The sequence below is a fragment of the Agromyces albus genome, from assembly GCF_004134825.1.
In the GTDB taxonomy this organism is placed as follows: domain Bacteria; phylum Actinomycetota; class Actinomycetes; order Actinomycetales; family Microbacteriaceae; genus Agromyces; species Agromyces albus.
On sequence record NZ_SDPN01000006.1, the window covers coordinates 92,651 to 114,187 of the forward strand.

Here is a 21,537-nt window from a genome sequence, read left to right on the forward strand (position 1 = left end):
GCTGGGCTCGCGGTCTGGGCGGCCGGATGCCTCGAACCGATCAGTGCGGCCGCGGCATGTACCACTCGGTGAACTCGGTCGCGCGACCGTCTGGGTCGAGCCGGACGATCCAGAGGTTCAGGTAGTCCTTCTCGGCCGGGTACTCCGTGCGCCCCTGCACGACCACGAAGCCCTCGTCTTCGTGCAGGATCTTCCAGTCGAACGACCAGGTGCCCGGCTCGTCGCGGTCCTCCAGCCAGCCGGCGACGATCGCGTCGCGGCCTCGCCGTGGCTCGTCGTCGGGGTTCGGGAGGTATGCGGCGTCATCGGTGAACAACGCCCCGATCTGCTCGGGATCGTTCGATTCCCACGCCGCGACGTAGTTCGCGACCCACTCCGCTCCTGCGCTCGCCATGGGTCCGTTGTACGCGCGCCGGGACGGCGCCGTCAAGCGAGTCTGACCTGCCGGCGGCATCCGTTCGCGCGACTAGCCGACGACCCTGCGGCCCTCGAAGGCCCGACCGAGGGTGACCTCGTCGGCGTACTCGAGGTCGCCGCCGACGGGAAGTCCCGAGGCGAGGCGGGTGACCCGGATCTCAAGGGTGGTGAGCAGGCGGCTGAGGTAGGTCGCGGTCGCCTCGCCCTCGAGGTTCGGATCGGTGGCGATGATGACCTCGGTGACGGTTCCGTCGGCGAGGCGCTGCATGAGCTGGCGGATGCGGAGCTCGTCGGGGCCGATGCCGTCGATCGGGCTGATGGCGCCGCCGAGCACGTGGTAGAGGCCGCGGAACTCTCGAGTGCGCTCGATCGCGACGACGTCTTTCGCCTCTTCGACGACGCAGATGAGCGCGGGGTCGCGGCGGGGGTCACGACAGATGGAGCACGTGGCCTGCTCGGAGACGTTGCCGCAGATCTCGCAGAAGCGCACCTTCTCGCGCACCTCGGCGAGGATCTCGGCGAGCCGGGTGACGTCGAAGTGCTCGGTCTGCACGATGTGGAACGCGATGCGCTGCGCCGACTTCGGGCCGATGCCGGGGAGGCGGCCGAGTTCGTCGATCAGCTCTTGGACGATGCCTTCGTACACGTGCTACCCACGCTCCCCGAAGCCGGGCCGCGACGGCGCCTCGACCTCTTCGAGGAAAGTGGCGCCGAGCACCTCGCGCACGACCGACTCGCCGTAGCGCTGGATGCCGCCGCCGGTGGTCGCACCGGCGGGCGCAGCGTCGGGCACGGATGCCTCGGTCACGATGTCGGGCACGGGACCCGGATCGAACGGCGGCTCGAAGTCTTCGGGAGGCGCATCGGCGTCGTCGGGCACGTCTGCGGAGGAGACGTCGGCCACGGCGACGGAGGTGACAGATGCAGCAGCAGCGCTGGACGCGGTCGCGGGACCGGCCGCGACCGTGTCGGATGCCGAGTCTGCTGGCTCTGAGCGCGAGCCGGAGACCGGATCAGCTGGTGTCTCGTCGAGCTCGCTCGCGTCGTTGGGGATGGCGACCGTCGCCCAGGAGTCGACCGTGGCGGCGGGTGCAGCGGAAGCCGTTGGCTTGGTTGCCGCCTTCGACGTGCCCGCTGCGCTCGACTTGGTCGCGCTCGACTTGGTCGCGCTCGACTTGGTCGCACTGGACTCGGTCGTTGCCGCAGTGGCGACCTTGGTCGCCGCGTTCGGCGTGCGCTGGGCTGTCGGGCTCGAGGCTTCGCCGGTGCCGCCGCCCACACCCGGAGCCGTCGACGGTGCGTCGGACTGCGGCGCTGCGCCGCTGCGCGGTGCCGCGGAACCCGACCCCTCGACCTTGGCGATGAACTTCACGCGAACGCCGAGCACCTCGATGATCGCGCCGCGCAGGAGTTCGCTCACGCTCTGGCCGGGAGCACCGCCGCGGAATCCGGCGACATCATGTTCACTCGGGAACGCGAGCACGAGCACGTCGTCGTCGCGGAACTCGCGTACTTGCGCCGTGAACGCGACCATCCACGCGCTGCGCTTGGTGCGCTGCAATGATGCGAGCACCTCGGGCCAGGCGTCGCGCACCTGCTGCAGGGTGACCGGGCCCACCGGTTTCACTGAGGCGGATGCCGCGGAAGGTGCCGCTGCGGCCTGCGGTTCCGTCGATTCGGTCGGCGCTTGCACCGGAGTTCGTGAGGGCTTCGAAGCCGGGACTGCCGTGGCCGGCGCACGCGAGTCGGTCGCAGCATCGGCGCCTGCGGGGCGCGGAGCCTCCGCAGCGGCACGCGCGGGAACGGGCGGAGCAACAGGCGCAACGGGCGCAGACGGCGCCGCCGATGCCGCACGCACGGGGGGCGCCGGGCTCGCGGCATCCGTCGCCGAATCAGTCACGCCGACCCGACGCTCGAGGCGCTCGACCCGCGCGAGGGCGCCGCGCTCGGTGTCGTCGCTCGAGGGCACGAGCACGCGGGCGAGCATGAGCTCGAGGTGCAGGCGCGGCGACGTGGCGCCGGTCATCTCGGTGAGGGTCTGGTTCACGAGGTCGGCGACGCGCGAGAGCTCGGCCGAGCCGAACGCCTTCGCCTGCGCGGCCATGCGCGCGAGCTCATCGGCCGGGATGCCGCGGAGCACCGCAGCGGCGGCCTCGGGTGACGACGCCGCCACCACGATGAGGTCGCGCAGGCGCTCGAGCAGGTCTTCGACGAAACGGCGTGGGTCTTGCCCCGTCTGCACGACACGATCGGCGGCGGCGAAGGCGCCGGCGGCATCGCTCGCGCCGATCGCATCGACGACCTCGTCGAGGAGGGCCGCGTGCGTGTAGCCGAGCAGCGCGACGGCGCGCTCGTAGTCGATGGTGGGGCCCTCGGAGCCGGCGATGAGCTGATCGAGGAGCGACAGGGTGTCTCGCGGCGACCCGCCGCCGGCGCGCACGACGAGCGGCAGGACGCCGGGCGCGACCTCGACGCCCTCTTCGGTGCAGAGCTGCTGCACGTACTCGAGCATCGGGCCGGGCGGCACGAGCCGGAACGGATAGTGGTGGGTGCGCGAGCGGATGGTGCCGAGCACCTTGTCTGGCTCGGTCGTGGCGAAGATGAACTTGATGTGCTCTGGCGGCTCCTCGACGAGCTTCAGCAGCGCGTTGAAGCCCTGCGGCGTCACCATGTGCGCCTCGTCGAGGATGAAGATCTTGTAGCGGTCGCGAGCCGGTGCGAACACCGCACGCTCACGTAGATCGCGCGCGTCGTCGACGCCATTGTGGCTCGCCGCGTCGATCTCGACGACGTCGAGCGATCCGCTGCCGCCGCGGGAGAGCTCGACGCAGCTCGGGCACACGCCGCACGGGGTGTCGGTGGGGCCCTCTGCGCAGTTGAGGCATCGCGCGAGAATTCGAGCCGACGTGGTCTTGCCGCAGCCGCGTGGGCCGCTGAAGAGGTAGGCGTGGTTCACCCGGTCGGTTCGAAGCGCGGTCATGAGTGGCTCGGTCACCTGGGACTGGCCGATCATCTCGGCGAACGTCTCAGGCCGGTAGCGGCGATACAGGGCGGTGACCACGCCTCAATCGTAGTTCGCGCCGCCGACACGATCGCCGGATCCGGTGAACCGGGGATGGCCGAACACGTCGCGCAGCACGGTCTTCGCCGCCAGATGGCCGGCCATGCCGTGCACACCCGGCCCGGGAACCGTCGAAGCCGAGCACAGGTACACCCCCGGCACCGGCGTTCGCCAGGGCCGACGTGCGAGCACCGGCCGCGCGAGCATGCTCCGCAGCGTCAGGAAGCCCGACCCGATGTCGCCGCCGATGAGGTTCGCATCGTGCGCTTCGAGCTCGGCCGCGGTCGTCGCCCGCGACGCCAGCACGGTGTCGCGGAAACCCGGTGCGAACTCCTCGATGCGTGCCGTGACGTGTTCGGTCGCATCGAGGGTCGACCCGTGAGGCACGTGAATGTACGCCCAGACGGTGTGCCGCCCGGCCGGCGCCCGCGACGGGTCGAAGAGGCTCGGCTGCGAGAGCAGGACATACGGATGCCTCGCGGGCCGCCCTGCGGTCACCTCGCGTTCCGCGGCCCACACCTCCTGTGCCGTGCCGCCGAGGTGCACCGTGCCGGCCTCGGCGAGCCGTTGGTCACTCCACGGCACGGGCGCGGAGAGCGCGAAGTCCACCTTGCTGAGCCCGTTGCCCGGGCGACCGCCGCCGCCGACGTACCGCCGGAGCAAGCGCGAGGCCGAATCCGGCAGGCGATCGCCGACGAGGCCGGGCAATCGCGCGAGCGCGACGTCGAGCACCACGGCATCGACGTCGCCGAGCTCCGCGATCGACGTCACCCGGGCATCCGTCTCGACGACTCCCCCGAGCGACTCGAGCTCGGCCACGAGCGCGTCGACGATCGACTGCGATCCGCCGAGCGGGATCGGCCAGCCGTCGCCGTGCGCGAGCGTCGCGAGCATCAGTCCCGTCGCCGCAGAGCCGAACGAGGGCATCGGTCCGCTCGCGTGCGCTGCCGCGCCGGCGATGAGCGCCGGTGCACTCGCCTCTTTGAACGTGCGGGCTCCGGCTCGCGTGGCGTGCAGCAGCACGCGAGCGCCGAAGCGAGCGGTGATCAGCGGATGCCGCGGCGGCAGCATCGACCGGAGCACAGACTCCACGAGCCGATCACGCCGCCGCACGAGCGGAGCGAACAGTCGCCGCCACGCTCGCCCGTCACGGCCGAGGTCGTCGGCCGTTCTCTCGAGCGAGCGCCACGCGATCGCGGATCGACCGGGCATCGCTTGCGCATAGGAGGCATCCGGAATCGCGAAGCCCACGCGATCTGCCAGCCCGAAGTCGCGGAAGAACGGCGACGCGAGCGCCATCGGATGCACCGCAGAGCCCCAGTCGTGCAGGAAGCCGGGCTCGGTGAGTGGCAGCGTGCGTGCTCCCCCGCCGATCGTCGGTTCGGCCTCGAACACCCGCACGCGCACGCCGGCGCGAGCGAGGGTGACCGCGGCGGCCAAGCCGTTCGGTCCGCTTCCGACGATCGCGACCCCTGCCACGCGACTGAACCTAGTCGAGCGAGCGGCTGCGCACGCAATAATTCGCTGTCGGCGATGCCAAACGCTCCAAATCGACTGGCAGGCGTACCATTCGGGAACCGGAAGGAGCGCCATGTCCACGACGATGACCCCGACTCAGCTCGAACGCTTCCAAGTGAAACTCCTGAAGGAGCGAGCCGACGCCGAGGAACGATTCGCCGAGTTCGGCGACGTGATGAGTGAGGTCCGTGCCGCGCGCTCGGGCGCTTCGGCCGACGACGAGCACGACCCCGAGGGCCCGACGATGACACAGGAGTGGTCGCAGCGCAGCGCCGTGCTCGCCGATGCACGAGCCGAGCTCAGCAACGTGGATCGAGCACTCGCCCGCATTGCGGATGGGACCTACGGCATCTGCTCGCGTTGCGGCAAGCGCATCGCGGTCGCCCGACTCGAGGCCCGGCCCACGGCAGAACTCTGCATCGACTGCGCCCGGCTCGTCGGCTGAGCCCGGCCGAGAACGCTCCACTCGGTCCCCGTAGTGGGGGACATTCGCCCCTCGCTATCTGTGCCGAACCCGCATATGCTCAGGCTCACCGGACATGGGGGCATGACCGGATTCCATCAAATGGGGGACACAGTGGAAACTCACGTCGAGCAGACAGCACAACCGGTCCGGGCCTTCGGACGGCGTCGCAAGGCGATGGCGGTGATCGCCGGCGGACTCGTGCTCGGCGTCGGCGCGGCGATCACGCTCGCCGCCTGGAACGACTCCGAGTTCGCGACCGGCAGCTTCGGATCCGGCGCCTTCGATCTGCAGGGCAGCACCGACGGCACTGTGTTCTCGAGCAGCCCGACGGCACCTGGCAAGACCCTGACGTTCGTCGTTGAGCCCGACACGCTGTCGCCCGGCGACGTCGTCGCCGTGCCGTTCGCCGTGCAGCTCTCCGCAACCTCGACGTATGCGGCCGACCTCACGATCGCTGCGGCCAGCGCCGACGCGATCGCCGCCGACCTCACGTACGACCTCGTCGACACGGGCACGTTCGTCGCCGGCTGCGATGAGACGACGGCGGGAACCACCCTCGTCAACGACGCTGCCACGACGGCGAGCGGACCGACTGCGCTCCCGTCATTCACGGCCGCGGAGACGCCGCTGAACCTGTGCTTCATCGTGACCGCGGGTCCTGACATCGCCCAAAGCCTCACGGGATCGGTCACTTGGGAATTCGTCGGAACCTCGACGGATCCGCTCCCCTAGGACTAGCGGATGCCCCGGCACGCCGAGCGGCGACGCCGGCGCGGGGCCGCCCGATGGCGGGCGGTGCTCGCCGGCGGGCTGGTACTCGGCGCAGGCGCGACGGCGACGCTCGCCGCGTGGACCGACACTGAGACCGCAACGGGCAGCTTCGGCTCGAGCGTCTTCGACCTGCAGTCGCAGAGTGCAGGGAGCCCGACGTATGCGGACAACGCGGTAGCGCCTGGTGCGAGCCTGACCTTCAACGCGACCGCGATGTCGCCGAGCGTCTCGCACTACGCGTGGCTGAACGTGCGCACGACGCCGGCGTCGACCGTGGGCGGCGACGTCGTGCTCACCGGGCTCGATGTCGACTCGACCGACAATGCCCTGGCGCCGGCGCTCGAGTACCGTGCGGTGCGCACCTCGTCGCCGAATCCCACGATCGCGTGCAACGCCGCGGCGTTCGCCGCGCCCTCGACCTTCATCGTCGGCGGCACGACGACGTGGGTTGCGCTCTCGAGCGCACCGCCAACCCCCGTATCGAATCCCATCGGCGCCGCTGGGGCGTCGATCGGCTTCTGCTTCGATGTGCGGGTGATCGCGGGCGCCGCGAACAGTTACCAAGGCGAAACCGCCAAAGCGACCTGGACCTTCACCGGAACCTCTGGATAGACCATGACCTCGATCGCACGCAAGGTGCTGCACGTATCGGGCGAGGTCGTGCTCACCGTGCTCGCCGCAGGCGGTGCGGCGTGCATCGTGCTCGTGCTCGCCGCGGTGTGGTTCGGCGCCTCGGTCATCCTCTTCAGCACTGGCTCCATGACCCCCACGATTCCGGCCGGATCGGCGGCGCTCGTGCGCGAGGTGCCGGCGAGCGAGGTCGAGGTGGGCGACATCGTGACGGTCGACCGCCCGAACGCGCTGCCCATCACCCACCGCGTGGTCGCAGTCGAGGGCGCCGGGGCTGTTCGCGAGCTCACGCTTCGAGGCGATGCGAATCCGACCGACGATCCGCTCCCCTACTCGGTGTCCCACGTGCGCGAGGTCATCTTCTCCGTTCCGGGCATCGCACCCGCGATCGACGCCGCAGGCAATCCCGTTGTGCTGGCGACCGTGACGGTGCTCATGGCCGGCCTCGTGACGTGGGCGTTCTGGCCGCGTCGCGAAGCGCCGGGTGAGACCACGACACGACGACGACGACGACGCGCCGGCCGCGAGCACTCATCGTCGGGAGCGCGCCATGCCAGCGGGGCTGCGGTGATCGTGGTGGCAGCGCTCATCGGCGTGACGATGGCCCCCGAGCCGGCGACCGCTGCCACCACGACGAACGAGCACATCGTGCAGGGCGAGAGGATCCGGCTCACCTCGATCCTCGACACCGAGCAGGCCCGGAGCCTCGAGCCAGGCGCCGAGTCCGTCTGGATCGTCGGCGTCGAGGCCATCACCGAGGAGCCGGGCGCCGTCGACATCGACCTCGAACTCACCGCCGACGAGCCGGCCCTCGCCATCTCGGTCGCGGCGTGCGACGTGCGCTGGATCGGCACCAGCTGTGCGTCGGGCCGGCGCGATGTCCTCGACCTGACAGCGACGGATGTCGCGACCAGCCACCGCCTCGACGAGATCTCGACGAGCGAGCAGCGCTGGCTCCGGCTGACGGTCGGGTTGGCAGACGGCGGCGACGAGTCGATTCATGGGGGCTGGCGAGACCTCGTCGTCCGGGCCAGCGGATTCGGCGAGTCATCCGGTATCGGATCTGGTGGCGGCGGGATCGCCCGCACGGGTCTCCCGTTCCCGCCCGCCGCACTCGCCCTGGCGGCGCTGCTGCTCATCGCCGCGGGGACCGCCGCGCTGATCCGGCGTCCGCGCGACCGGACCGGCGGGAGAAACGGATGACGCGCCTCCGGCTCCCCATGGTCGGAGCGGTACTCGCACTCGGGGCCGCACTGACCCTCTCGGCGCAATCGAGCGCGACCGACGCGGGCTGGAACGAGACCACTCACGCGACCGGCTCGTACACGGCGCTGACCGTCGCGCGACCCGCGCTCGGTGCGACCTGCACGCTGAGCCCTGGATTCCTCGGAACGAATCCGGCGATCACCATCACCTGGATGGTACCCCCAGGTTCTGGCTTCACCAGCGCGAACGCCCAGTACGCGATCAGCGGCGTCAGCGGGCTGGAGCAGGTCACCGGTTCGCTCCTGTCGTCGATCACCACGACGGGGCCCGTCGGCGGCGTCTACACGACACGGTTCGGATCCGGCGTGCTGACGGGCCTCCTGGGCGGCACGAAGAGCGTCGGCGTGCGGTTCCTCCACTCGAGCGGCTGGACATCGCTGTGGTCGCAGGCGGACGCCTCGATGGGACTCGCCGGGGCGAACCCGCAGTGCACGGTTGTACCCTGACCCGCGGCGTCAGTGCTCCACGGCCGCGAGCGTCTGGCGCGCGATCTCGAGCTCCTCGTTCGTGGGCACCACGAGCACCGCGGTGCGCGAGGCATCGGTCGAGATACGGCGCACGTCGCTCCCGCGCGCGCGGTTGCGGTCGGTGTCGAGCTCGACGCCGAAGCCCTCGAGCCCCGCGAGCGACCATTCGCGCACGATCGGCGAGTTCTCGCCGACGCCCGCGGTGAACGCGATCGCATCGACGCGGCCCAGCTGAGCGGCATAGGCGCCGACATAGGCGCGGATGCGGTGGGTGTACACCTCGAGCGCGAGGGTCGCCGCTTCGTCGCCCGACTCGAACGCGCCGACGAGGTCGCGCATGTCGCGATGGCCGCTGAGGCCGAGCACGCCGCTCTGCGAGTTCAGGAGCTTGTCGGTGGCATCCGTGTCGAGCCCGGCCACGCGCTGCAGGTGCAGGAGCACCGCTGGGTCGATGTCGCCAGACCGGGTGCCCATCACGAGCCCCTCGAGCGGCGTCATCCCCATGCTCGTCTCGACCGAGCGCCCACCAGAGACGGCGCACGCGGATGCCCCGTTGCCGAGGTGCAGCACGATCATCCGCAGCTCCTCGACCGGTTGCCCGAGGAACTCCGCAGCCGCACGGGACACGAACCGGTGCGAGGTGCCGTGGAAGCCATAGCGCCGCACCTGGTGCTTCGCAGCGAGCTCACGGTCGATCGCGTACGTGTAGGCCGCAGGCGGCAGCGTCTGGTGAAAGGCGGTGTCGAAGACGGCGATGTGCGGCACGTCGGGAAAGGCCTGCTGCGCGGCGACGATGCCCGCGAGGTTCGCGGGGTTGTGCAACGGCGCGAGCTCCTCGAGCTGTTCGATCTCGCGCTTCACCCGGTCGGTCACGACCGTCGGCTCGACGAAGCGCGAGCCGCCCTGCACGACGCGGTGCCCCACCGCGACGGGCGGATGCGACTCGAGCGACGGCCCGTGCGCCTCGAACGCGTCGAGCATGTGCTTGAAGGCCGCGTCGTGGTCTGGGATCTCCTCGTCGGTGTCCCACGTGTCGCGGCCGTGCTCGGCATCCTCGCGGCGATGCTGCACGTGCCCTTCGGCCTGCCCGATCCGCTCGATGAGGCCGTTTGCGAGCGCCCGCCCTGCCTCGACGTCGATCAGCTGGTACTTCAGCGACGAGGAACCCGAGTTGACGACGAGGACGACGCTCACGAGGCATCCGCCGCCTGGATCGCCGTAATGGCCACGGTGTTCACGATGTCCTGCACGAGTGCGCCGCGCGAGAGGTCGTTGATCGGCTTTCGCAGGCCCTGCAGCACGGGCCCGATCGCCACCGCGCCCGACGAGCGCTGCACCGCCTTGTAGGTGTTGTTGCCGGTGTTGAGGTCGGGGAAGATGAACACGGTCGCCCGCCCGGCGACCTCGGAATCGGGCAGCTTCGTGCGCGCGACCGCGGCGTCGGCAGCGGCGTCGTACTGGATCGGTCCCTCGACCGCGAGCTGCGGCGCACGCTCGCGCACGAGCTGCGTCGCGCGGCGCACCTTGTCGACCTCGGCGCCCGAGCCCGACTCGCCGGTGGAGTACGAGAGCATCGCTATGCGCGGTTCGATGCCGAACTGCGCCGCCGTCTCGGCCGACGAGACGGCGATGTCGGCGAGCTGCTCGGCGGTGGGATCGGGCACGACCGCGCAATCGCCGTAGACGAGCACGCGGTCGGCGAGCGCCATCAGGAACACGCTCGAGACGACCTCGACCCCCGGCTTCGTCTTGATGATCTCGAATGCCGGCCGAATGGTGTGCGCCGTCGTGTGCGCTGCGCCCGACACCATGCCGTCGGCGAGGCCCAGCTGCACCATCATCGTGCCGAAGTACGAGACGTCGGTGACGGTCTCCCGCGCCTGCTCGAGGCTGACGCCCTTGTGCGCGCGGAGCCGCTTGTATTCGTCGGCGAAGCGGTAGACGAGCACGTGGTCGTGGTTGGAGAGCACGGTCGCGCGCGAGATGTCGAGGCCGAGGCCGATCGCGCGGGAACGCACCTCGATCTCCCCGCCGAGGATCGTGAGCTCGGCCACATCACGCGCGAGCAGCATGGCGGCCGCACGCAGGATGCGGTCGTCGTCGCCTTCGGGGAGCACGATGTGCTTGCGCACGCCGCGTGCCCGCTCGAGCAGGCCGTACTCGAACATGAGCGGCGTGACGACCTCGGCGCGCGCCACGTCAAGCAGGTCGAGCAGGCCTTGGCCGTCGACGTGCTTCTCGAAGAGCGAGAGCGCCGTGTCGCGCTTGCGCTGCGACTCCGCCGCGAGCCGGCCGCGCGCGTGGGTGATCGCGAGCGCCGTGTCGTAGCTCCCGAACTCGGTGCGGATGATGGGCAGGCCCGCCTGCAGTCCCTCGACGAGTCGCTCCACCTGTTCGGCGAGCGGGAAGCCGCCGTTCAGCACGATGCCCGAGATCGACGGGAACGTCGCCGAGGCGTGCGCCGTGAGCACGCCGATGAGCACTTCGCTGCGATCGCCCGGCACCACGACGACCGACCCCTCGATGAGCCGCGTGAGCACGTTCTCCATCGACATGGCCGCGACGACCACGCCGAGCGCCTCGCGGTTCAGGAGGTCGGGGTCGCCCGCGTACAACTCGCCGTCGACGGCCGACATGATCGTGCGCATCGAGGGGGCGACGAGGAACGGGTCTTCGGGAATGGCCCACACGGCGACGGATGCCTCGGCCAGCACCTCGGTGCCCGCGGCATCCGCTCCCGAACCGGCGGCCACCCGCACGGCCTCGACGATCTCGATAAGCCGATCTGGATCGGCGCGATTGGCCACGATGCCGAGGAGGCTCGCGTGCTCGCGCCCGAGCTCCTCGACGGCGAGCTCGGTGAGCTGGGCGAGCTCGTCGGGAGTTCGCGCGTCGGAGTAGCCGAGTCGCTCCGAGCGGCCGCGGCCCTCGCCGACACGGCCGCCGAGCACGAGCAGCACGGGGGCGCCGAGGTTCGCCGCGATGCGCGCGTTGTAGGCGAGCTCGGTGGGACTGCCGACATCCGTGAAATCGGAACCGAGCACGACCACGGCATCGCAACGGTCTTCGACGGCCTTGAAGCGGCGCACGATCGTGGCGAGCGCGGCATCGGGGTTCGCGTGCACGTCGTCGTACCGCACGCCGATCGCGTCGTCGTAGTCGAGCTCGACCACGCCCTCGTGGCTCAGCAGCAGCTCGAGCACGTAGTCGCGCTCGGCGGTGGATCGGGCGATCGGACGGAACACGCCCACGCGCGTCGCGCGCCGGCTCAGGGTGTCGAGAGTGCCGAGCGCGACCGTGGACTTGCCGGTATTGCCCTCAGCCGAGCAGATGTAGATGCGGTGCGCCACCCGCCCAGCCTATTGGGCGGGCATAAGAAAGACCCCCCGCGCACCCGCCAGAGCCGGGTTACCCTTGCTGCGTTTCCGCCCTGGGGGAGTTGGCCTGGATGGCGCCACGCGGGGAGCCGTCGTCCATTCTACCCGTTCTCGAGCTCGGGTGAAGCCCCGTCGCGTCGGCTCGACCGATCGCGCGAACGGCGGGCGTTCGGAAGTCGGGTACGATTTCATGAGGTCGCACGCGCTTTCGAGTGCCGCGTCCCGTGGAGGATTCGCCTAGTGGCCTATGGCGCACGCTTGGAAAGCGTGTTGGGTGCAAGCCCTCGGGGGTTCGAATCCCCCATCCTCCGCCAGTTTGTCTCCGCCGCGAGCATGTTCCGATGCCCGCGGCGGAGCCGTTTCCGGCCCGCTTCTCCTTCGCGCGCAGATGTCTCGCCCCTCGCGCGCAGACGTGTCCTCCTTAATGCCGAATAGCGCGGTTCTCGCGTGCGCCCCATGATGTGAGAGATGTCAACGGTGCAGGTGGGGATGAAGAGTGGGGACACAGGGGGCGTCTCCACCGGACCGGTGGCAGTAGGGGGCGATGGCCTCAGGGTTGCAACCCTGAGGCCGCGTCGCACTCTCGGTTGGAGCATTGGCCTTCCGGTCGTCATGCTCTTCCTGCCGCTGCTGACCGTGCTGCTCTGGGTCCTCGATCCGCTCGGCGAGTGGCCGTTCGTCGCCGTGTCGGCGGTGGTTGTCGCGCTCCTCTTCGTGACGGCCTGGCTCGCGTATCGCCGCACGAAGGCCTCGCTCAGCCGGCATGGAATCGTGGAGCGCGGCTTCTTCGGTTTCATGTCCGTGGTCGCTGCTCGCGACATCACCGGGGTGGTCCGTGTGCAGCTCTACCGGTTGAACAGCCTCGACACGACCGAGCAACTGTTCGTGGTGTGCCGCGATGGCCACTGTTCCTTCCGCATGCGCGGCCGATTCTGGGACGAGCGCGCGATGTCGCGCGTGGCTCCCATCCTCGGGGTCGATGAGACGAGGCGCGACGAGCCCGTGACGCTCGCCGAACTGCGCCAGTCCGACCCCCAGTTGCTCTACTGGTTCGAGCGCCGCTCGCTCTCCCGCAAGCCGGTCACGCTGACCTAGCGCGTGTCGATGCCGAGCAGCGGCGCCTCGGGGCGGCTCGAGGGCAGCTCATGGAACCCGAGCCGGTCGTAGAACGCTCGAGCGTCGGTGTTCGCGGCATCCAATCCGAGGTGCACGGCCGGAACCCCGCGGCTCGCGAGCGCCGCACGGAACACGTCGATGAGCTTGCGACCGAACCCCTGCCCCTGCAGTTCGGGCAACAGGTCGATGTGCAGGTGCGCCGGGTACTCGTCGAGCTCGGCGATGAGCATGCGATCGGGTTCGACCCCTGCTTGGATGAGCGCTTCCTCGGAGAACTTCGGGTCGTGCCCGGTGGGCGGGCCCGGCGCCGGATGCCGCTTCCGGAACTCCGGCCCCCACTCGCGCCGCCACCACTCGACGAAGGCCGCCGTGTCGGCGACGCCGAGCACGTAGCCGAGCACGCGGTGCCCGTCGCTCACGACGAACGTGAGCTCGGGCGCGTACTCCACGTACGGCAGCGCGAAGACCTCGGGCATGAGCGTGTCGTCGGAGTACACGCCGGTCGCGTCGCCGCCGCCCGCCGCGGTGCGCAGGCACACCTCGGCGATGCCGTGCCGGTCGGCGGGCTGGTAGCGGCGGATCAGCGGATGCGGCGCGCCCACGGCCCTCGCCGGAGCATCCGATCGCTCGGCGCTCACTTGCGCCGCCTCGTGCCGAAGATGCCCTCGACGACGGTCGTCAGCACATCGCGGGCCGCCTTGGAGCCGAGCACCTGCTCGAGCGTCGACTTCGAGCCGCCCGTCGAACGCGACCGCGAACGCGAGCCCGACCCCGACGAACGGGACGTGCCCGACGTGCGTTTCATCAGCCGGTCGTACTCGGCTTGCGCGGCCTTGCGCTCCTTCTCCTGCTGCTGCTCGATTGCCGCCTGCTGCTTGGCGAACTCGGCATCGGCCTTCGCCTTCGCGGTCGCGTCGTCCGCCGCCTTCGCGGCCGCCGCCGCCGCGTTCATCTTCGCCGTGAGGATCTCACCCGCGCTCTCGCGGTCGAGTGACGTGCCGTACTTCGGGAGCAGCGGCGACGCGCCGATGAGGGCGTCGATCGCGGCATCCGTCGACGGGCTCATGAGCGCTTGCGGAGCACGAAGACGGGTCCAGGCGACGGGGCTCGGTGCGCCCTTCTCGTTCATGACGGTGACGATCGCCTCGCCGGTGCCGAGGGTCGTGAGCACTTCCTCGAGGTCGTAGCCCGACCTCGGATAGGTCGACACCGTCGCCCGCAGCGCCTTCGCGTCATCGGGAGTGAACGCCCGCAACTGATGCTGCACGCGCGAGCCGAGCTGGGCGAGCACGTCGGCGGGCACGTCCTTGGGTGTCTGCGTGACGAAGAAGATGCCGACGCCCTTCGAACGGATGAGTCGCACGGTCTGCACGACTTGCGCGAGGAAGTCCTTCGAGGCGCCCGTGAAGAGCAGGTGCGCCTCGTCGAAGAAGAACACGAGCTTCGGCTGGTCGAGGTCGCCGACCTCGGGCAGGTCGTTGAAGAGGTCGGCGAGCAGCCACATGAGGAACGTCGAGTAGAGCGCCGGCCGATCGGCGACGCCCGGCACCTCGAGCAGGCTCACGATGCCGCGACCATCGGACGCCACGCGCAGGAACTCGGCCGTATCGATCTCGGGCTCGCCGAAGAAGACGTCGGCCCCAGCTTCGGCGAACGTGACGAGCTCGCGCAGGATGACGCCGACCGTCGCCCTGCTGAGGCCGCCGAGGCCCTCGAGCTCGCCCTTCCCCTCGTCGCTGACGAGGTACTGCAGCACCGCGCGCAGGTCGGCGAGGTCGAGCAGGGCGAGGCCTGCGTTCTCGGCGTAGTGGAAGACGAGGCCGAGACTCGACTCCTGCGTGTCGTTGAGGCCGAGCACCTTGCTGAGCAGGAGCGGTCCGAACCCGGCCACTGTGGCCCTGATCGGCACGCCCTTGCCGATGCCGCCCAGCGAGAAGAACTCGACCGGGAAGGATGCCGCGGTCCACGCCTGCCCGATGCCCTCGGTGCGCTGCAGGAGCTTCTCGTTGGCCTCCCCCGGCGTCGCGATGCCCGAGAGGTCGCCCTTGATGTCGGCGGCGAATACGGCGACACCGGCGGCGGCGAGCTGCTCGGCGAGCACCTGGAGCGTGCGCGTCTTGCCCGTGCCGGTGGCGCCCGCGACGAGTCCGTGCCGGTTCGTCATCGCGAGCGGGATGCGCACCGGGACATCCGGCATCGCCTCGCCGTTCACGAGAGCGCCCATCTCGAGGGCGGCGCCCTCGAACGCGTAGCCGCTCCTGATCGCCGCGACCTGGTCGGCGCCGAGCGGGCCGGCGGATGCCGGTGGTCGAGTAGCCCGCGAAGCCGGCGTATCGAAACCACCCTCCGGTGGTTGAGTAGCCCGCGAAGCAGGCGTATCGAAACCACCACCGGCATCCGCGGCATCCGTCGCTTGCTGCTGCGCTTCGAGCGCAGCGCGCGCGAGTTCCGCGGCCTCCTCGGCCTTCTTGATGGCCTCCTGCGCCTGCACCTGCAGCGCTTCGGCTGCCTCGGCCGCAGCAGCGGCCGCCTCTTGAGCTCGCGTCACCGCGTCATCGGCCATGAGCCGATCCTATGCGCGTCGTCGGTCAGGGCGTCAGCTTGACAGGCGGACGGAAGTGCGGCCCCTGCGGTGGCTTCGGATCTTTGGATGGCACGCCGAGCCGCTTCAGTCGAACCGCCGAGTTCAGGTAGAGGTAGGCGACGATGGCGAGCTCGACGATGCCCCTCGAAGAGGCGACCATGTCGTCACCCGTGAGCGGCAACGGTGCGTAGACGCCCGTCACTTCGAGGACCAGGCTCACTGCTCCAAGCAGCGACAACACGACGAAGAGGATCCCGAGCCGCCGACTCAAGGTCGGTCGGGCGGTCATGCGCCACCACGCTCGCGGCGGCTCGACCTCTTCGCCTCTGCCACGGAAGATCCGCGCGCCGAGGAGCAGCGCACCGAAGTCGATAACGGTGATGGTGAGCAGTACGCCGATCTCCGCGAGGCCCAACGTGCGGAGAAGTACCGCGATCACAAAGCCGAGGAGGATCGCACCCACGACGTAGAGCGCCTTGAACTCCCACCGAACGATCCGGATGTCGAGAATGCGTCGCATCCGTTCCCACTCTCTCGTTCGGCCGATGACGCACAACCCTACCGCGCCGATCCAGGCACGCCTCCGGCACGATTCTGCCGATATTCTCTGACTCGTCGAGTCTCGCATTGCAAAAGCGGGCAAATCGGCAGTATACTGCCGAATTACTCGCAATAGACCAGTTGGGATACAGAGTTGCCTTGATTTCGGCAGTATCCTGCCCATGGACGGAGGCGTCATGACCGCATCCCAGGTGATCGGTGCCCGCATCCGCGCAGCGCGCGCGACGGCCGGCCTCACACAGGAGCAGCTGGCTGAGCTGTCTGGCACGTCGACGCGCACCGTTCGTGACATCGAGAAGGGAACCGGATCGGCGAGCCTTCGCGTCGTCGCGCGCGTCGCCGAGGTGCTCGGGCTCGAGTTGGTGGCCGCCGGATGACCGTCGACCTCGAGCGCTTGCGATTCACCTCGGCGGCCGACGTCTACAAAGCCGGCGTGCTGGCAGCGCGCATCGAACGGCGAGCCGACGGATCGACCTCGTTCCGCTACCTCGACGACTACCTGCGCGCCTCGCCTGATCGCTCCCCCGCCGAGCCGATTGCGACGTCGCTCCCCATGACCGATCGCGAGGTCGTCTCACCCGCCGGGGCGTTGCCGCCGTTCTTCGCGGGGCTGCTTCCCGAGGGGCATCGCCTCTCCGTGTTGCGGCGCGCGGTGAAGACGAGCGCCGACGACGAGCTGAGCCTCCTGCTCGCCGTCGGCGAGGATGTTCCGGGCGATGTACAGGTCGTCGTCGAAGGCGAGGCACCCGCCGACCCGGCGCCGCTCGCGGGCGCCGACGAGGCCGGAACGCTGGACTTCAGCGCACTCGTCGACGAAGTCGACCGCCATGCGATCCCCGGCGTGCAGCGCAAGGCGAGTGCGTCGATGATCAGCACGCCCCTCGCCACTCGTCAGGGCAGATACATCCTGAAGCTGTCACCAGCGGAGTATCCGCTTCTTGTGCAGAACGAGGCGGCGCACCTCGCCGGCGCGAAAGCGTTGAAGCTCCCCGTCGCGAAGTCAGCGCTCGTCGCCGACCGGCACGACGTCGCCGGCTTGCTGGTCGAGCGATTCGATCGGATGCCGCTGCCCGACGGTTCGTGGCGTCGGCTCGCGCTCGAGGACGCCACGCAAGTGCTCGCCGTTCCTCCCGCCTCGAAGTACTCGGTGCCCGCCGAGCGGGTAGTGACGGCACTCGCGTCGGTCGCATCGGCACCGGTGGTCGCGAGCCGCAACCTGTACCTCCAGTTCGTGTTCGCCTGGCTCACCGGCAACGGCGACCTGCACGCGAAGAACGTGTCCGTGATCCGCGGCGCCGGAGCGGGATGGACGGTCGCCCCGGTCTACGACGTGGCCTGCACGCTCGTCTACGGTGACACCTCGATGGCGCTGCCGATCGACGGCCGAACGACGAGACTTCGCGCGCGGCACTGGCAGGCGTTCGCCGACGCGATCGGCCTTCCCGAGCGCGCCGCACGTTCAGCCGAGGCGCTTGCACTGAACGCCGCGTCCACCGTTCGTCTCGACGCCATCGGTTTCACCGGTTCGCCGCTCAACGGCGCGGTCCGTGAACTCCGGATGCGGCGGGCCGAACTGGCCCGGTAGCCCACCGGCATCCGTCGTCCGTCCTCCATCGCTACCCGAGGGGGATCGCCTCGCCCGTCTCGATCCACGACTTGAAGCTCGAGAGCACCTTCGGCCACGTCTCGGCGCTCTCCGCGTGCGACGGATGCCCCGCGCTCCATTGGTCGTTCGTGAACGTGACCTTCGTGAGCCGGTCGCCGGCCGACTCGAGCCGCCAGGTCATGCGGCTCGTGAGTTCGGCGTGGTTCTCCCGGTAGATCGGTCCCGGATGCTCGGTAAGACTCAGCGCCGCTCCGGGCTCGGCCTCGAGCACCTCGCCGTAGACGTGCACGGTCTCGTCGCCGCCCTCCCCCGGCCCGACGAACTCGTAACGTCCGCCCGGTTCGAGGTCGCCGCGCATGACCGAGCCGAACATCACCGCCCGGTTGCCCTCGTTGCCCGTGATCGCGTCCCACACGACCTGCGGGTCGGCCTTGATGTAGATCGTCATCTCGAAGTCCTGCATGTCACCCTCCTGGTTCATGACCACGACGCTACGGATGCCGCATCCGCCCGGTCTTGCACAAACGCGACATCGGTGGTGGGCGCGATACTTGCGCTATGCCTGCCGCAACAGCCGACGACTACTGGCGCTCGCGCGCCGGCGTGCCGGCCGTTAATGGCGTGCTCGCTTCGCAGCCGGGGCAGCCGGGGCTCGCCCCGCTTCCGGCCGTCGCCGACCGGCAGGCCCGTGAGGGTGCCCCGGTTCGCCTCTCTCGTCTGGCCGTGGCGCCCGAGGTCGCAGAGCTCGTACGTCACGTCTGGATCCCCCGCTGGAGCCTCCCGCCCGGCGTCGTCGTCGAACAGGGCGTGCTCGAGTACCCCTCGGCGAATCTCGTGATCGAAGCGGGCGGCGCAGCACTCCACGGCCCAGAGCTCGGCCGCGGGCACCGTCGCCTCGAGGGCACCGGATGGGCGTTCGGCGCGCTCCTGCAGCCGGGCGTCGCGCGGCTGCTCGTGACCGGCCCGATGCGAGCGCCCATCGGCGGTTCGGTCGCGATCGAAGAGCTTCGAGCCACGGATGCCGCGGCGCTCGTCGACGCGATCCGCACGTCGGTCGTAGCCGGCGACGACGAGGCCGCCCGCTCGGCGTTCGAATCGTGGATGCTCGCGCAGCACCTCGTGCTCGACGACGACTCGCGGCTCGTGCGCCGCGTGGTCGAGCTCGCCGAGACCGATCGCACGATCCTGCGGGCCGAAGACCTCGCCAGTGCCAGCGGACTCGGCCTCCGGTCGCTGCAGCGCCTCGTGCGCGAGCAGCTCGGGCTCACGCCGAAGTGGCTCATCCGCCGCTACCGGATGCAGGAGGCCGCGGCGGCGCTCGCGGCCCCCGACGCCCTAGCGCTCGCCGATCTCGCCGCGTCACTCGGATTCGTCGACCAGGCGCACCTCACCCGCGAGTTCCGCGCCGTGATCGGCGAGACACCGCGGCGCTACGCCGAGGCCGCCACGGCGGCGCGCTGAGACGATCCGGCTCCCGTCCCAGCGCCCGCCGCGGAGAAGGGCCTCCCCTTTCCGCGCACCCCGCCATAGAGTGAAAGCGTGAGCCCGAAGACGAGCGCGGCCGAGGTGCTGGAGATCGGCGGCCGCGAGGTGCGCATCTCGAGCCCCGAGAAGATCGTGTTCCCCGAGGTGGGGCTCACCAAACTCGACCTCGTGAGCTACTACCTCGCGGTGGCTGACGGGGCGCTTCGCGGGGTCGCCGGCCGGCCGATGGTGCTCAAGCGCTTCGTCAAGGGCATCGACCAGGAGGCGTTCTTCCAGAAGCGTGCTCCCGAGAAGCGGCCCGAGTGGATCGAGACGGCGACCCTCCACTACGCCTCGGGCAACTCGGCCGAAGAGGTCGTCGTGAACGACGCCGCGGCGCTCGCGTGGGTGGTGAACCTCGGATGCATCGACCTCAACCCGCACCCGGTGCGTGCCGGCGACCTCGATCATCCCGACGAGCTGCGCGTCGACCTCGACCCCATGCCGGGCGTCGAGTGGGCCCAGATCGTCGACGTCGCGCTCATCGCCCGGGAGGTGCTCGCCGACCACGGCCTGATCGGCTGGCCGAAGACGTCGGGCTCCCGCGGCATGCACATCTACGCCCGCATCGAGCCGCGCTGGAGCTATCACGACGTTCGGCTCGCCGCCGAGACCATCGCCCGCGAGATCGAGAATCGCGCCCCCGGCCTCGCGAGCGCGAGGTGGTGGAAGGAGGAGCGCGGCGAGAGCGTCTTCGTCGACTTCAACCAGAACGCGAAGGACCGCACCGTCGCGTCCGCGTACTCGGTGCGCGCGCTGCCTGACGCTCGCGTGTCCACTCCGCTCGACTGGGCCGAGGTGCGCGGCAGCCATCCCGAGCAGTTCACGGTGCCGGCGGTGCTGCGCCGGTTCGAGGAGCGCGGTGACGCGGCATCCGGGATCGACGACGACGCCGGCAGCCTCGACGCACTGCTCCGGCTCGCAGAGGAGCTCGGGCCGGCCGAGAAGGCGCCGACGTCATCCGACGGCTCCGGACGCCGGAAGTCGACGATGCCGCTCATCGAGATCGCGCGAGCCGAGACGAAGCCCGAGGCGCTCGAAGGGCTCGAACGATGGAAGGCCAAGCACCCAGATGTCGTGCCGCTCCTGCAGCCCGCCGACGTGCTCGTCGACGGCATGCGGGGCTCGAGCTCGCTCTGGTATCGGATCCGGGTGAACCTCCAGCACGTTCCCGAGTCGAAGCGGCCGAGGCAGGAGGAGCTCGAGGTCGACTACGACCCGTGGGCCGGGAGGGCGTGAGCATGCTCGACGACGACGCACTCCAGTCCGCCGAGGTCGGCGCCCTCCGGTCCGCCGGCGACGACACCCTCCAGTCGGCCGATGACGGAACGACGACGGATCTCGCGGTCGCGACGGACTGGCTCGATCACTGGCGCCTCAGCCTCGACGGCGCCGTGTTCCAGACCGAGACCTCGACGCTCGCACCCGCGTATACAGCGACCGGGCAAGCGGTGATGCTGAAGATCTCGCACGTCGAGGAGGAGCAGCGCGGCTCAGAATTGCTCGCCGCGTGGTCGGGCCACGGTGCTGCACGCGTGCTCGAACATGAGGGCGACGCCGTGCTGATGGAGCGGGCGACCGGTCCCCGGTCACTCGCGCACCTGTCGGTGTCGGGGGCGGATGCAGCTGCCACCGAGGTGCTCTGCGCGACCGCAGCCGTGCTGCACGAGGCGTCCGCCGACGTGCTCGACTCCCCCGGGCCGCCCGACCTCGTGCCGCTTCGCACGTGGTTCCGCGATCTCTTCGCGCACGCCGACGAGCTCACGCCGTTCCACCGGCGCGGTGCCGACCTCGCCCTGGCGCTCCTCGACGACGAGCGTGACGTCGTCGCGCTGCACGGCGACGTGCACCACGCCAACGTGCTCGACTTCGGCGAGCGCGGCTGGCTCGCGATCGATCCCAAGGGCCTGCTCGGGGACCGCACGTTCGACTACTGCAACCTGTTCTGCAACCCGTCGCCGGAGCTCGCGCTCGAGCCCGGCCGCCTCGAGGCGCGGTTCGCCCAGGTGACGGATGCCGCCGGCTTCGAGTCCCATCGTCTCGCGCGCTGGCTCATGGCTTGGTGTGCCCTGTCGTCGACGTGGCACGCGCTCGACGGAGACGACGCCGCGGCGGCATCCATGATCCGCATCGGCGAGCGCGCGCTCACGCTCGACTGACCCGCACCCGCCCG

Annotated in this window: 21 protein-coding genes, 1 tRNA gene and 1 other RNA gene; 12 read left to right on the forward strand and 11 right to left on the reverse strand. The window is 70.1% G+C overall.

Going from position 1 to position 21,537, the window contains the following annotated elements:
* Positions 1-40 precede the first annotated feature (40 nt).
* The 4 genes from ESP51_RS05120 to ESP51_RS05135 all read right to left on the reverse strand — a co-directional run bounded on the left by ESP51_RS05120 (position 41) and on the right by ESP51_RS05135 (position 4,957).
* Entirely contained in the window at positions 41-394 is a 354-nt protein-coding gene (locus tag ESP51_RS05120; RefSeq protein ID WP_129519820.1) for a nuclear transport factor 2 family protein, read from the reverse strand.
* A 72-nt stretch (positions 395-466) separates the two neighbouring features.
* A complete protein-coding gene (gene recR, locus ESP51_RS05125; protein WP_129519821.1) occupies positions 467-1,063 on the reverse strand; it encodes a recombination mediator RecR in 597 nt (198 codons plus the stop codon).
* A 3-nt stretch (positions 1,064-1,066) separates the two neighbouring features.
* Entirely contained in the window at positions 1,067-3,478 is a 2,412-nt protein-coding gene (locus ESP51_RS05130) for a DNA polymerase III subunit gamma and tau (protein ID WP_129519822.1), read from the reverse strand.
* A gap of 3 nt (positions 3,479-3,481) precedes the next feature.
* Positions 3,482-4,957, reverse strand: coding sequence for a phytoene desaturase family protein (locus ESP51_RS05135; protein ID WP_129519823.1), 1,476 nt, complete (start codon positions 4,955-4,957; stop codon positions 3,482-3,484).
* Positions 4,958-5,069: 112 nt separating this feature from the next.
* On the opposite strand from ESP51_RS05135, the gene ESP51_RS05140 reads away from it, so the two are divergent.
* The 5 genes from ESP51_RS05140 to ESP51_RS05160 all read left to right on the forward strand — a co-directional run bounded on the left by ESP51_RS05140 (position 5,070) and on the right by ESP51_RS05160 (position 8,575).
* Positions 5,070-5,441: a TraR/DksA family transcriptional regulator gene (locus ESP51_RS05140; RefSeq protein ID WP_129519824.1), complete on the forward strand. Its 372-nt coding sequence runs from the start codon at positions 5,070-5,072 to the stop codon at positions 5,439-5,441.
* 132 nt (positions 5,442-5,573) lie between these two features.
* Complete coding sequence (locus ESP51_RS05145; protein WP_241842985.1) at positions 5,574-6,194, forward strand: SipW-dependent-type signal peptide-containing protein; 621 nt, start codon at positions 5,574-5,576, stop codon at positions 6,192-6,194.
* 9 nt (positions 6,195-6,203) lie between these two features.
* Positions 6,204-6,845, forward strand: a complete 642-nt coding sequence (locus ESP51_RS05150) for a SipW-dependent-type signal peptide-containing protein (protein WP_129519826.1) — start codon at positions 6,204-6,206, stop codon at positions 6,843-6,845.
* Between the two features lie 3 nt (positions 6,846-6,848).
* Positions 6,849-8,066, forward strand: coding sequence for a signal peptidase I (locus tag ESP51_RS05155; protein WP_129519827.1), 1,218 nt, complete (start codon positions 6,849-6,851; stop codon positions 8,064-8,066).
* The gene (locus ESP51_RS05160; RefSeq protein WP_129519828.1) at positions 8,063-8,575 is read left to right on the forward strand and encodes a hypothetical protein; all 513 of its coding nucleotides are present in this window, start codon (positions 8,063-8,065) and stop codon (positions 8,573-8,575) included. Before ESP51_RS05155 ends, ESP51_RS05160 begins: the two co-directional genes overlap by 4 nt.
* Positions 8,576-8,584: 9 nt before the next feature.
* Here the strand turns inward: ESP51_RS05160 and ESP51_RS05165 are convergent, their stop codons facing one another.
* The 3 genes from ESP51_RS05165 to ffs all read right to left on the reverse strand — a co-directional run bounded on the left by ESP51_RS05165 (position 8,585) and on the right by ffs (position 12,067).
* Positions 8,585-9,790 carry an acetate/propionate family kinase gene (locus ESP51_RS05165; RefSeq protein ID WP_129519829.1) on the reverse strand — a complete coding sequence of 402 codons (1,206 nt, stop codon included), beginning with the start codon at positions 9,788-9,790 and terminating at the stop codon, positions 8,585-8,587.
* Positions 9,787-11,946 (reverse strand): phosphate acetyltransferase, encoded by a 2,160-nt coding sequence (gene pta, locus ESP51_RS05170; RefSeq protein ID WP_129519830.1) that lies wholly within the window; start codon positions 11,944-11,946, stop codon positions 9,787-9,789. The genes ESP51_RS05165 and pta overlap by 4 nt, the downstream gene beginning before the upstream one ends.
* Before the next feature lie 24 nt (positions 11,947-11,970).
* Positions 11,971-12,067: signal recognition particle sRNA small type (gene ffs / locus ESP51_RS05175), an RNA gene on the reverse strand.
* Between the two features lie 132 nt (positions 12,068-12,199).
* Between ffs and ESP51_RS05180 the strand changes: the two genes are divergently transcribed.
* Together ESP51_RS05180 and ESP51_RS05185 are read left to right on the forward strand one after the other, a co-directional pair.
* A tRNA-Ser gene (locus ESP51_RS05180) sits at positions 12,200-12,287 on the forward strand.
* Positions 12,288-12,585: 298 nt separating this feature from the next.
* Entirely contained in the window at positions 12,586-13,068 is a 483-nt protein-coding gene (locus ESP51_RS05185) for a hypothetical protein (RefSeq protein ID WP_129519831.1), read from the forward strand.
* Here ESP51_RS05185 and ESP51_RS05190 read toward each other — a convergent pair.
* Genes ESP51_RS05190 through ESP51_RS05200 form a run of 3 tightly spaced genes read right to left on the reverse strand, consistent with a single transcriptional unit; the run spans position 13,065 to position 16,136 of the window.
* Entirely contained in the window at positions 13,065-13,727 is a 663-nt protein-coding gene (locus ESP51_RS05190) for a GNAT family N-acetyltransferase (RefSeq protein ID WP_241842986.1), read from the reverse strand. The two genes, ESP51_RS05185 and ESP51_RS05190, sit on opposite strands and share 4 nt — an antisense overlap.
* Complete coding sequence (locus ESP51_RS05195; RefSeq protein ID WP_129519832.1) at positions 13,724-15,652, reverse strand: helicase HerA-like domain-containing protein; 1,929 nt, start codon at positions 15,650-15,652, stop codon at positions 13,724-13,726. The genes ESP51_RS05190 and ESP51_RS05195 overlap by 4 nt, the downstream gene beginning before the upstream one ends.
* Before the next feature lie 25 nt (positions 15,653-15,677).
* Positions 15,678-16,136: a hypothetical protein gene (locus ESP51_RS05200; protein WP_129519833.1), complete on the reverse strand. Its 459-nt coding sequence runs from the start codon at positions 16,134-16,136 to the stop codon at positions 15,678-15,680.
* Between the two features lie 274 nt (positions 16,137-16,410).
* Here ESP51_RS05200 and ESP51_RS05205 point away from each other — a divergent pair, with 274 nt between their 5' ends.
* Together ESP51_RS05205 and ESP51_RS05210 are read left to right on the forward strand one after the other, a co-directional pair.
* The gene (locus tag ESP51_RS05205) at positions 16,411-16,611 is read left to right on the forward strand and encodes a helix-turn-helix domain-containing protein (protein ID WP_129519834.1); all 201 of its coding nucleotides are present in this window, start codon (positions 16,411-16,413) and stop codon (positions 16,609-16,611) included.
* On the forward strand, positions 16,608-17,819 hold the full coding sequence (locus ESP51_RS05210; protein ID WP_129519835.1) for a type II toxin-antitoxin system HipA family toxin: 1,212 nt from the start codon (positions 16,608-16,610) through the stop codon (positions 17,817-17,819). Before ESP51_RS05205 ends, ESP51_RS05210 begins: the two co-directional genes overlap by 4 nt.
* A gap of 31 nt (positions 17,820-17,850) precedes the next feature.
* Here ESP51_RS05210 and ESP51_RS05215 read toward each other — a convergent pair whose 3' ends face one another.
* A complete protein-coding gene (locus ESP51_RS05215) occupies positions 17,851-18,321 on the reverse strand; it encodes an SRPBCC domain-containing protein (RefSeq protein ID WP_206737214.1) in 471 nt (156 codons plus the stop codon).
* A 77-nt stretch (positions 18,322-18,398) separates the two neighbouring features.
* Between ESP51_RS05215 and ESP51_RS05220 the strand changes: the two genes are divergently transcribed.
* From ESP51_RS05220 to ESP51_RS05230, 3 genes are all read left to right on the forward strand, one after another.
* A complete protein-coding gene (locus ESP51_RS05220; protein WP_129519836.1) occupies positions 18,399-19,301 on the forward strand; it encodes an AraC family transcriptional regulator in 903 nt (300 codons plus the stop codon).
* 78 nt (positions 19,302-19,379) lie between these two features.
* Positions 19,380-20,603, forward strand: coding sequence for a non-homologous end-joining DNA ligase (gene ligD, locus ESP51_RS05225; protein ID WP_129519837.1), 1,224 nt, complete (start codon positions 19,380-19,382; stop codon positions 20,601-20,603).
* On the forward strand, positions 20,585-21,523 hold the full coding sequence (locus ESP51_RS05230; protein ID WP_206737215.1) for an aminoglycoside phosphotransferase family protein: 939 nt from the start codon (positions 20,585-20,587) through the stop codon (positions 21,521-21,523). Before ligD ends, ESP51_RS05230 begins: the two co-directional genes overlap by 19 nt.
* The last annotated feature ends 14 nt before the right edge of the window (positions 21,524-21,537 follow it).

Coding starts and splice junctions, on each gene's coding strand:
- ESP51_RS05185 (WP_129519831.1), top strand. CDS start 12,586: ATGCTCTTCCTGCCGCTGCTGACCGTGCTGCTCTGGGTCCTCGATCCG.
- ESP51_RS05220 (WP_129519836.1), top strand. CDS start 18,399: ATGCCTGCCGCAACAGCCGACGACTACTGGCGCTCGCGCGCCGGCGTG.
- ESP51_RS05160 (WP_129519828.1), top strand. CDS start 8,063: ATGACGCGCCTCCGGCTCCCCATGGTCGGAGCGGTACTCGCACTCGGG.
- ESP51_RS05205 (WP_129519834.1), top strand. CDS start 16,411: ATGACCGCATCCCAGGTGATCGGTGCCCGCATCCGCGCAGCGCGCGCG.
- ESP51_RS05120 (WP_129519820.1), bottom strand. CDS start 394: ATGGCGAGCGCAGGAGCGGAGTGGGTCGCGAACTACGTCGCGGCGTGG.
- ESP51_RS05150 (WP_129519826.1), top strand. CDS start 6,204: ATGCCCCGGCACGCCGAGCGGCGACGCCGGCGCGGGGCCGCCCGATGG.
- ESP51_RS05140 (WP_129519824.1), top strand. CDS start 5,070: ATGTCCACGACGATGACCCCGACTCAGCTCGAACGCTTCCAAGTGAAA.
- ESP51_RS05155 (WP_129519827.1), top strand. CDS start 6,849: ATGACCTCGATCGCACGCAAGGTGCTGCACGTATCGGGCGAGGTCGTG.
- ESP51_RS05195 (WP_129519832.1), bottom strand. CDS start 15,652: ATGGCCGATGACGCGGTGACGCGAGCTCAAGAGGCGGCCGCTGCTGCG.
- ESP51_RS05210 (WP_129519835.1), top strand. CDS start 16,608: ATGACCGTCGACCTCGAGCGCTTGCGATTCACCTCGGCGGCCGACGTC.
- ESP51_RS05215 (WP_206737214.1), bottom strand. CDS start 18,321: ATGAACCAGGAGGGTGACATGCAGGACTTCGAGATGACGATCTACATC.